Annotated in this window: 8 protein-coding genes and 1 pseudogene; 8 read left to right on the top strand and 1 reads right to left on the bottom strand. The window is 62.3% G+C overall.

Annotated elements, in window-relative coordinates; translation table 11 throughout:
• From Q0672_RS12090 to Q0672_RS12055, 8 genes and pseudogenes are all read left to right on the top strand, one after another.
• Nucleotides 1–275, top strand: a pseudogene (locus Q0672_RS12090) (class I poly(R)-hydroxyalkanoic acid synthase); the annotation flags it as partial.
• A 132-nt stretch (nucleotides 276–407) separates the two neighbouring features.
• On the top strand, nucleotides 408–1148 hold the full coding sequence (gene phbB / locus Q0672_RS12085) for an acetoacetyl-CoA reductase (RefSeq protein WP_153161439.1): 741 nt from the start codon (nucleotides 408–410) through the stop codon (nucleotides 1146–1148).
• 38 nt (nucleotides 1149–1186) lie between these two features.
• Nucleotides 1187–1927, top strand: a complete 741-nt coding sequence (gene phbB, locus Q0672_RS12080; RefSeq protein ID WP_284186413.1) for an acetoacetyl-CoA reductase — start codon at nucleotides 1187–1189, stop codon at nucleotides 1925–1927.
• A 108-nt stretch (nucleotides 1928–2035) separates the two neighbouring features.
• Entirely contained in the window at nucleotides 2036–2644 is a 609-nt protein-coding gene (gene phaR / locus Q0672_RS12075) for a polyhydroxyalkanoate synthesis repressor PhaR (RefSeq protein WP_153161441.1), read from the top strand.
• 60 nt (nucleotides 2645–2704) lie between these two features.
• Nucleotides 2705–4036, top strand: coding sequence for a 30S ribosomal protein S12 methylthiotransferase RimO (gene rimO / locus Q0672_RS12070; RefSeq protein WP_298622484.1), 1332 nt, complete (start codon nucleotides 2705–2707; stop codon nucleotides 4034–4036).
• Between the two features lie 116 nt (nucleotides 4037–4152).
• Nucleotides 4153–5064, top strand: coding sequence for a patatin-like phospholipase RssA (gene rssA, locus Q0672_RS12065; RefSeq protein WP_298622482.1), 912 nt, complete (start codon nucleotides 4153–4155; stop codon nucleotides 5062–5064).
• 27 nt (nucleotides 5065–5091) lie between these two features.
• Nucleotides 5092–6501 (top strand): FAD-binding oxidoreductase, encoded by a 1410-nt coding sequence (locus Q0672_RS12060; protein ID WP_298622480.1) that lies wholly within the window; start codon nucleotides 5092–5094, stop codon nucleotides 6499–6501.
• Between the two features lie 116 nt (nucleotides 6502–6617).
• Entirely contained in the window at nucleotides 6618–7229 is a 612-nt protein-coding gene (locus tag Q0672_RS12055; protein WP_298622478.1) for a peptidoglycan-binding domain-containing protein, read from the top strand.
• 64 nt (nucleotides 7230–7293) lie between these two features.
• On the opposite strand, the gene Q0672_RS12050 is transcribed toward Q0672_RS12055, so the two are convergent.
• Entirely contained in the window at nucleotides 7294–8562 is a 1269-nt protein-coding gene (locus tag Q0672_RS12050) for a hypothetical protein (protein ID WP_298622476.1), read from the bottom strand.
• Nucleotides 8563–8915: the final 353 nt, after the last annotated feature.

Genomic DNA, 8915 nt, shown 5'->3' with positions numbered 1-8915 from the left:
CCACCTTCGTGCTGGGCGCCAGCGGCCACATCGCCGGCGCCATCAACCCGGCCTCGAAGAACCGCCGCAGCTACTGGACCAGCGATTCCACCGCCTCGGTGCCGGAAGAGTGGCTCGAGACCGCCGTCGAACAAAAGGGCAGCTGGTGGCTGCACTGGGCCGAATGGCTCAAGCAGCGCAGCGGCGAGATGATTGCTGCCCGCAACAAGCCGGGCAACGCGAAATACAAGGTGATCGAAGCGGCACCCGGGCGTTACGTCAAGGAAACCGTCTGATCGCACCGCAGCACCCCCTCGGGGCTTGATCCCCGGGGGAGAAAATCAAAAAAAGGTCGGCAGCGAGAGGAATAACGGGGGGCGTTGCCGATTTCAGCTTACCCCCGCACTCACACTTTGAGGGAGAGAGACATGGCACGTGTAGCACTGGTTACTGGCGGTATGGGCGGTCTGGGCGAATCGATCTGCATCAAGCTGGCCGCGCTCGGATACAAGGTCGTCACCACCCACTCGCCGGGCAACGCCAAGGCGGCCGAATGGCTGCAGACGATGAACAACATGGGCTACGGCTTCAAGGCCTACCCCTGCGATGTCGCTGATTTCGACTCGTGCAAGGCCTGCGTCGAGCAGATCACCGCCGACATCGGCCCCGTGGATGTGCTGGTCAATAACGCCGGCATCACCCGCGACATGACCTTCAAGCGCATGACCAAGGCCGACTGGGATGCCGTCATCCACACCAACCTCGACAGCGTCTTCAACATGACCAAGCAGGTCATGGACGGCATGGTCGAGCGCAAGTGGGGCCGCGTCATCAACGTCTCCTCGCTCAACGGCATCAAGGGCGCTTTCGGTCAGACCAACTACGCTGCGGCCAAGGCCGGCATGCATGGTTTCACCAAGTCCCTGGCCCTCGAAACCGCCAAGTCCGGCGTGACCGTCAACACCATCTCCCCGGGTTACATCGGTACCAAGATGGTTCTGGCGATTCCGCAGGAAGTCCTCGAAACCAAGATCCTGCCCCAGATCCCGATGAGCCGTCTCGGCAAGCCGGAAGAAATCGCGGGGCTGATTGCCTATCTCGCCTCTGATGAAGCGGCATTCGTGACCGGTGCCAACATCTCTATCAACGGCGGGCAGCATATGTTCTAATAAGCTTTTCGCACCGCAACAAAAGAAGGAAAGTAAAAATGTCTCAACGCATCGCCCTTGTAACTGGTGCCGTCGGTGGCCTTGGCACCGCTATCTGTAAATCCCTTGCCGCTGCGGGCGTCCGCGTGGTCGGGAATTTCTTCCCTGGCGATCCCGCCAAGGACGCCTGGGTTGAAGCTCGCAAGGCGGAAGGCCTCGATATCCCGCTGTACGGTTTCGACGTCTCCGACTACGAGCAGTGCAAGGCGGCCGTTGAGGCGATCACCAACGAAGTCGGCCCGATCGACATCCTGGTGAACAACGCCGGTATCACCCGCGACAAGTTCTTCCCGAAGATGGAAAAGGGTCAGTGGGATGCGGTCATCGCGACCAACCTCACCAGCCTCTTCAACGTGACCCACACCATTTCCCCGAAGATGGCGGAACGTGGCTGGGGCCGCATCATCAACATCTCCTCGGTGAACGGCGTCAAGGGTCAGGCTGGTCAGACCAACTACTCCGCCGCCAAGGCCGGCGTGATCGGTTTCTCCAAGGCGCTGGCTGCTGAGCTGGCCACCAAGGGCGTGACCGTCAACGCCATCGCTCCGGGCTACATCGGCACCGACATGGTCATGGCGATCAAGGAAGAAATCCGTCAGGGCATCATCGACACCGTGCCGGTCAAGCGTCTTGGCAAGCCGGAAGAAATCGGCGCTGCCGTGGTCTACCTGGCTTCCGAGCTGGCTGGCTACGTCACCGGTGCCACCCTGAACGTGAACGGCGGCCTGTACTACCAGTAATCGGCTGCAACAAGCGTCACAAGGCCCCGCCGTATGGCGGGGCTTTTTTTTGCGCACCGCAGTATAATCTCCGGAGGCGAGTCTATCGCCGCCGAGGAGAAAACACAGATGGCCGATCAGATTCGCCTGATAAAAAAGTACCCAAACCGCCGCCTTTACGACACGCAAACCAGTTCCTACATCACGCTCGCAGACGTGAAGGAACTCGTTCTTGATCATGGCATCTTCCAGGTCGTTGACGCCAAGACTGGCGAAGACCTCACCCGCAACATCCTCCTGCAGATCATCCTCGAAGAGGAAGCCGGCGGGGCGCCGATGTTCACCAGCGACCTGCTGTCCCAGATGATCCGCTTCTATGGCAACGCCATGCAGGGGATGATGGGCAAGTACCTGGAAAACAACATCAAGGCCTTCACCGACATGCAGGCCAAGCTGCAGGATCAGGTTCGCTCCGTGTACGGCGAAAACGCCACGGTGAGCCAGGATCTGTGGGCGCAGTTCCTGAACTTTCAGGGCCCGGCCATGCAAAGCATGATGGGCGCCTACATGGAGCAATCCAAGAAGATGTATGCCCAGATGCAGGAGCAACTCGACAGCCAGACGCGCAACCTGTTCTCCGGCTTCCAGTTTCCGACCTTCGGTGCGCCGGGTTTCAATCCCGAGAAGGGTGAGGCGCCGGGTTCCGGCGGTGATCCCAGCGACGCCACCAAGAAGTGATGTCCCGGGCCGCGCACTCGTCGCGGCCCTTGTGTTTTATCCACCGGTTTTTCCTGACGCATGACCCAATCCAGCAAGCAGGGCGCCGCCCCGAAAGTCGGCTTCGTTTCCCTTGGTTGCCCCAAGGCCCTGGTCGATTCCGAACACATCCTCACCCGTCTGCGGGCCGAGGGCTACGAGATCTCGCCGTCGTATGAAGGCTCCGATCTGGTGGTCATCAACACCTGCGGCTTCATCGACGCCGCGGTGGAGGAATCCCTCGACGCCATCGGCGAAGCCCTCAACGAGAACGGCAAGGTGATCGTCACCGGCTGCCTCGGTGCCAAGGAAGACGTGGTGATGGCGGCCCACCCGCAAGTGCTGGCTGTGACCGGCCCCCACGCCACCGAGCAGGTCATGCAGGAGGTGCACAAGCACCTGCCCAAGCCCCACGATCCGTTCATCGATCTGCTGCCGCCCCAGGGCGTCAAGCTCACGCCCAATCACTACGCCTACCTCAAGATTTCCGAAGGCTGCAACCACCGCTGCACCTTCTGCATCATCCCGTCGCTGCGTGGCGATCTCGTCAGCCGCCCGATCGGCGACGTGATGCGCGAGGCCGAGAACCTCGTCAATGCCGGCGTGAAGGAGCTGCTGGTCGTCTCCCAGGACACCTCCGCCTACGGCGTCGACGTGAAGTACCGCACCGGCTTCTGGGGCGGCAAGCCCATGCGCACCAAGCTCTACGACCTGTGCAACGCTCTCGGCGACCTGGGCGTGTGGGTGCGTCTGCACTACGTGTATCCCTACCCCAGCGTGGACGACATCATCCCGCTGATGGCTGAGGGCAAGATCCTGCCCTACCTCGACGTGCCCTTCCAGCACGCCAGCCCGCGCATCCTCAAGGCCATGAAGCGTCCGGCGAGCTCCGAGAACAACCTCGAGCGCATCCGCCGCTGGCGCGAGATCTGCCCCGATCTCACCATCCGCTCCACCTTCATCACCGGCTTTCCCGGCGAAACCGATGCCGATTTCGAAGAGCTGCTGCAGTTCCTTGAAGAGGCCAAGCTCGACCGCGTGGGCGCCTTCGCCTACTCGCCGGTCGAAGGCGCCGCCGCCAACGAGCTGGCCGATCCGGTGCCGGAAGAAATCCGCGAAGAGCGCCGCATCCAGCTGATGGAATTCCAGGAAGACATCTCCACCGAGCGCCTCGAGCGCTTCATCGGCCGCGAGATGACCGTGCTGGTGGACGAGATCGACGAGGAGGGCGCGCTGGCCCGTTCACCGGGCGATGCGCCCGACATCGACGGCCTGGTCATCATCCCGGCTGGCGAGAACCTCGAGCCCGGCGAGTTCGCCCGCGTCCGCATCAACGACTGCGACGTCCACGACCTGTACGCCGAGCCGATCTGACCCTCGGACCCCTGTAGGTCGGACTTCAGTCCGACAACACTGTCCGATATGAGCACAATGTCGGACTGAAGTCCGACCTACAGGGAATCGCCAACCGTTTCATCACCCGGACACCCATGAAACGCACCCCCCGCATCGGCATCGCCCTCGGCAGCGGCTCCGCCCGGGGCTGGGCGCACATCGGCGTGTTGCGGGCGCTGGCCCGCGAGGGCATCGAGCCGCAGATCATCGCCGGTTGCTCCATCGGCGCCTTCGTTGGTGCCGTGGCGGCGGCGGGGGATCTGGAAAAGCTCGGCAGCTGGGTCGAAACCCTCGGCTGGCAGGACGTCGTCGGCCTGATGGACATGGGCCTGCGCGGCGGCCTCATCAAGGGCGACCGGCTGATCACCTTCTTCGAACGCAACTTCGTCGACCGGGATTTCATCTCCCTCAGCCACAGCTTCGGCTGCGTCGCCACCGATCTGCAGAGCGGGCACGAAGTCTGGCTGCGGGAAGGCAGTGTTTCAGCCGCCGTGCGCGCCTCCATCGCGCTGCCCGGTCTGCTCACGCCGTCGTGGCAGGATGGCCGGCTGCTGGTGGATGGCGGCCTCGTCAATCCGGTGCCGGTGTCGCTGGCCCGGGCGATGGGCGCCGACATCGTCATCGCCGTCGATCTCAACTCCGATGTGGTTGGCGCCGCCTGGCGCAACCGCCCCGAACCCGAACGCAACACCGAAACCACCGCCAACGGCTGGTCGAAGCGCCTGCTGTCGCGCTTCGGGCGCAACAACACCCCGCCCACCGACGAGCCCGAGGACGAACCGGAAGGCACGCCTTCCATGCTCACCGTGATGCAGAGCAGCATCTCCATCATGTCGGTGCGCATCGCCCGCAGCCGCCTGGCCGGTGAGCCCGCCGACGTGCTGATCTCCCCGCGCCTTGCCCAGCTTGGCCTGATGGACTATCACCGGGGGTGTGAGGCGATCGCCGAGGGCGAGGCCGCCGTCGAGCTCGCCCTGCCGTCCATCCGTCGCGCCCTCGGGCGCTGAACTCCGTCCATCGCCGGGAGGCGTTCCATGCATGCCCTGATCGAAACCCTGCGCGCGATCGTCGGTGAGCCGCACTGCCTCGTCGCCGACGCCGACAAGGCCACGTATCTCACCGACTGGCGCGGCCGCTACACCGGCACCGCGTCGGCCGTCGTGCTGCCTGCCGATACGGCCGAGGTGTCCGCCGTGGTGCGCGCCTGCGCCGACGCCGGCTGCGCCATCGTGCCCCAGGGCGGCAACACCGGCCTGTGCGGCGGGGCCACGCCGCTGGCTGGCAGTGCGGCGGTGGTGGTCAATCTCTCACGGCTGCGGCGGGTGCGGCGGGTCGATCCCGACAACAACGCCATCGTCGTCGAGGCCGGCGTCACGCTGGCTGCGGTGCAGGCCGCGGCGGACGAGGCCGACCGGCTGTTCCCGCTCTCCCTCGCCAGCGAAGGCAGCTGCGAGGTGGGTGGTTTCATCTCCACCAACGCCGGTGGCGTGCAGGTGCTGCGCTACGGTAATGCCCGCGAGTTGGTGCTGGGGCTTGAAGTGGTGCTCCCAGACGGCCAGATCTGGGACGGCCTGCGGGCGCTGCGCAAGGACAACACTGGCTACGACCTCAAGCAGCTCTTCATCGGCGCCGAAGGCACGCTGGGCATCGTCACCGCCGCCAGTCTCAAGCTCTTCCCGCGGCTGCGGTCGTCGGCCACCGCCTGGCTGGCGATCGCCGATCCGGCGGCGGCAGTCGATCTCCTTGGCCGCCTGCGTGCGGTGGCTGGCGATCGCGTCACTGCCTTCGAACTGGTCGGCCGGCAATCGCTGGATCTGGTGCTCCAGCACATCCCCGGTGCCCGCGATCCGCTCGCGGGCGCGTATCTCTGGTACGTGCTCGTCGAACTGAGCGACACCCGCAGCGATGCAGCGCTGGAGTCGCTGCTTGAACGCGAGGTGGAGGAGGGCATCCAGGCCGGTCTGATCCTCGACGGCACGATCGCCGCCAGCGCAGCCCAGGCCGCAGCCCTGTGGGCCCTGCGCGAGAACATCTCCGAAGCCCAGAAGCGCGAGGGCGTCAGCATCAAGCACGACATCGCGGTGCCGGTCAGCGCCATCCCGCAGTTCATCGCCCTCGCCGGCGAGCGACTCGAAGCGGCGTATCCGGGGCTGCGCATCGTGTGCTTTGGCCACCTGGGCGACGGCAATCTGCATTACAACCAGTCCCGGCCTATCAAAGGCGAGAACGGTGCCTTCATCGAACGCACCGCCGAGGTCAATCGGATCGTCCACGATCTGGTGGCCGAGCTGGGCGGATCGATTTCGGCCGAGCATGGAATCGGCCAGCTCAAACGCGATCTGATGCCGCGCTACAAGTCGGCGGTGGAGCTGGCGCTGATGGCGCGCGTCAAGCAGGCCTTCGATCCGCTGGGGCTGATGAACCCCGGCAAGGTGCTGCAGTAACTGCGTGATTACCGTCTCATATTCCACAGTGGCATGCTAGCCACGTTAAGGGGGGAGGGTTGGTAGGCTAAACTTGCTGTCACTTGTGAGTTCACTCTGAAGGGAAGGTAACCGAATTGAAGACCAGCACGCGCATTGTCAATCGACTCCGGCCTCTTGGCGGTTTTTTGCTCGCGGTTTGTCTTGTTAGTGAGGCGTGGGCTGTTGATTCCAAGGGTGATTTCGCGGTTGAAGGCGGCGGCGGCCGCAGTTGCGAAACTTTTACCCAGGTCGCCAAGAAGCGGAATACCGACTACTTCCTCTTTGCCGGATGGGTCGAGGGTTATGTGACGGCAAACAATCAGTACGCGAAAGATACCTACGACTACACCCCATGGCAGACGACCGAGTTTCTACTTGCAGCCCTGAAGCAATACTGTGAAAAGAGCCCGAAGGAGCCCTTCATCGTTGCAGTTAACGGGATGATTGGCGCGCTAAAGCAGAACCGCCTCCAGGCGAAGTCTGAGGTTGTGATGGTGCAGACAGACAAGGGAGGTGTTGCGCTCTACAAGGCAACGATCGAGGCTATCCAGCAAAAGCTGGCAGACGAGAAACTGTACTCAGGGGCGCGTGACGGTGTCTTCTCGCCCGCATTGAAGGACGCGATCCGCAGTTTTCAGGTTAAAGTCAGCCTGCCCGCTTCCGGCTTACCGGATCAACTAACTTTGAACAAATTGTTCAACAAGTAATGGCAACAGAAAAAACAACGGCCGCATTAGCGGCCGTTGTTTTTTACCATGGGGCGTGAAGGGATCAAGCCTTCTTGCGACGGGCAACTGCACCAAGGGCGGCCAAGGCAAGCCCCGTCAAGGACAGGGTGTCCGGAGCAGGAACCGGGGTTCCCGTATCGACGGTCAGTGCAGTCATCGTCAGGTCAACAGTACCGGGATTGGTGACGGTCAGACCAACCGGGAACGCCAGATCATTGGTCGGAAGCAAGCCAAGATCCGGGGAAATGCCGCGGATTTCGAACTTGGTCACGCCGCCAGTGGGGAAAGTGAAGAGGCCGCCGGCCGCAACCGTACCGCCAAGGTACCAATTCGTGCCGTTGAACAGCCAGATTTCGTAGCCATCGGCGTCATTGACCGTGCCCAGTCCGGGCATCTGAACCGTGGCAAACTTGGTCGTAGAGGTGGCGCCCAGTTCATAGCGGTAGCCAACGGCAACCACGGGGTCGATCCAGATCGGGGCCGCGGTGTCGAGACCGACAACCTTGCCTGCGGAGTTGGTCGTGGTGCCGACTGCAATATTGTCGAAGGTGAACGTGCCGGAGGGGGTGGATGCCGACGGCGTGCTCGGCAGAACCGGGGCCGTCACGGTGCCGCCAGGGGTCGGAACGCCGTCAGCGGTGGTCAGGGAAACAGAAGCATTGACACCGAAGCTCCCCGTCAGAATGCCGTCGTTATTGCCACCGTAGGCGGTGGAGTCCAGCGTGCGAAAAAGACCGCTGAAGCCAGTGCCGCCGACCGCCGTCTCACTGACGTTGATGGTCCACGTGTGGGCCGAGAGGGTATGGGTAACAGAAACGGAGCCAGTGCCGACCGCCGCGCCGAGCGGGCCGAACATGCTACCCAGCATGAGGTCGAGGGCGCTGGCGGTACCCGTGAACGAGCCGCCCGTTTGAGCGACGCCATCAGAGGTGAAAGACCCGGATGTAAAGTTGTACTTGAAATTGTTGCCGGTAATGTCGGTGGTGTTGAAGGTCACGCTACCCATCGGCGTCCAGTTGGGGACCACTGAAACCAGATCTGCGCCGGCGTGAGCTGGGGTGTAGTCGATGCTCGTGTTGCCGATACGCTGACCGGTGGCGGTGCCGTTCTTGGGAACGTAGAGATCCAGAGCGCCGTTGACGTTCGTCAGCGAAATCTGAAAAACGCCGGGATTGGAGTCGGCAAAGCCGGAGATGACGAAGTCGCCAGTGAAGCCGCTGGCGGTAGAGGTATACACGGTGGCGTGAGCAAAACCCGCGGTGCCAAGTGCGAGCGCCGCCGAGATTGCAATAGCAAGTTTCTTCTTGATCATCTTGAAACCTTTCAATGGAGAGCAAATGTGTCGAAAAGGCATTGGTGTGGCACGCCTCTAAATGAGTCATACGCAAAAATTGGGCCTAAACGTATAAGGTCATGAGTTGTTTGTAAAAAATGGAAAGCTCTGTTGGTGGGTTTTTAGGTGTGTAAAATTTTTCGACATGCCCGATTTGGTGCTGCGCTACGTGAGTGTGAAATCCCTCACACAGGAAGCTTGGCGCGCTCCAAGTGCAGAAAACGAAAAAAAGGGGTTTACAAGTTCGGTTCTTGGGTCTAGAATGCGGTCTTCGTTTGACGGGGGTATAGCTCAGCTGGGAGAGCGCTTGCATGGCATGCAAGAGGTCAGCG

It is taken from the genome of uncultured Zoogloea sp. (assembly GCF_937894855.1).
Taxonomy (GTDB): Bacteria; Pseudomonadota; Gammaproteobacteria; order Burkholderiales; family Rhodocyclaceae; genus Zoogloea; species Zoogloea oryzae.
Note: the sequence above shows the minus strand (reverse complement) of the source record. Positions and strands in the feature narration are given on the sequence as shown.